The following is a 1,258-nucleotide window of genomic DNA, read 5'->3' as shown; positions in this document are numbered from 1 at the left end:
ACCGTAGGGACTACGGGGATAGCCTATTGAGTCACTGGCGGGTACGCTGGTTTGGATAGGAAGCCCCCACTTCGATTAAGTGGTGGGTAGTTCACTGTAAGCTTCACGTGATTCAAAATACACTTTGACAATGATAGAATCAAAGTCTTTATTGGTTTCATTTATAAGGACTTCACGTTTGACAAAACCATCGACTTTTTGGAGAATAAATGGTTTTTGATAACGTTCAAGAATGGCTTGTTTGTGGCCTTTTTCAAATTTTTGGCGCTGTTCAATAATATACAAGGATATCCCTACTTTCTAAGTTAATTATAGCAACTAGCTCAGAGGGGTTCAAAAATAACACTCTATATTCTAAACAGTAACCATTATTGTCTAAATAACATTGAATAATTCATAATAATCAGTATAATGATAGTGTTAATAAAGGAGACGACAATGAAAAATATATTTATTAAAGCCATTTATGCAGGGATGCTAATTGGTATTGCTGCATTAGCGTATTTATCATTAGAAAATGCGATAGTTGGAGCCACTTTGTTCTCATTTGGCCTTCTAGTAATCGTTACAAGCGGGTATTATTTATACACAGGTAAAGTGGGATATTTAGTTAGAGAAAAAAAATACTTTAAGACAGTACTGTTTACGTTATTAGGTAATATCGTGGGGACCCTTTTTATTGCTTTACTCGCACGTGTAGCCTTACCTAATCTCGCAGACAAAGCTTTGTTGCTAGTTGAATATAAAATGAGAAATGATCTGCTAGACGTTCTAATACTGTCTGTACTATGCGGGATGATGATGTACTTAGGTGTTGAAGGGTATCGTAAGACTCAAAACGATGTTGCTAGGGTATTCTTAGTGATTTTTGCAGTCGTAATATTCATCCTATCTAAGTTTGAACATAGCATTGCGAATATGGTCTATTTCTTTTTAAGCTTTAGCATCTCTTTCAAAACGATCCTTTATTTAATCGTTATGATTATCGGGAATGGCTTAGGTGCGACATTGCTTTGCCATTTAGATAATCTAGCTGAAAAAAAATAAAAAAAGTGTGTTGAAAAACACTAACTTATGGTTTATACTAATTACAGTTTAGGTCCTTTAACTTTTGCCCGTGAGCAAAAGAAGGTATAGCTAAAACCATACCATAATGATAAGGATGATATGATACCTCTAAAGTAGACACAGGAAATAATATAAAGAAATATATATTATTACTGTTAATACTTGGAGGTATTTTATTTTGAGAAAAAAC

General features: G+C 33.9%; 2 protein-coding genes. One reads left to right on the top strand and one right to left on the bottom strand.

Annotation, left to right across the window (positions count from 1 at the left end; translation table 11 throughout):
• Positions 1-75: 75 nt before the first annotated feature.
• Entirely contained in the window at positions 76-285 is a 210-nt protein-coding gene (locus JN09_RS07575; protein WP_204434571.1) for an antibiotic biosynthesis monooxygenase family protein, read from the bottom strand.
• A gap of 153 nt (positions 286-438) precedes the next feature.
• Here JN09_RS07575 and JN09_RS07570 point away from each other — a divergent pair, with 153 nt between their 5' ends.
• The gene (locus JN09_RS07570) at positions 439-1,047 is read left to right on the top strand and encodes a formate/nitrite transporter family protein (protein ID WP_204434568.1); all 609 of its coding nucleotides are present in this window, start codon (positions 439-441) and stop codon (positions 1,045-1,047) included.
• Positions 1,048-1,258 lie beyond the last annotated feature (211 nt).

Source organism: Paracholeplasma morum (assembly GCF_016907055.1).
Taxonomy (GTDB): Bacteria; Bacillota_I; Bacilli_A; order Acholeplasmatales; family UBA5453; genus Paracholeplasma; species Paracholeplasma morum.
Note: the sequence above shows the minus strand (reverse complement) of the source record. Positions and strands in the feature narration are given on the sequence as shown.

Excerpts from the sequence above, each read along its gene's own strand:
- JN09_RS07570 (WP_204434568.1), top strand. The coding sequence starts at position 439 with ATGAAAAATATATTTATTAAAGCCATTTATGCAGGGATGCTAATTGGT.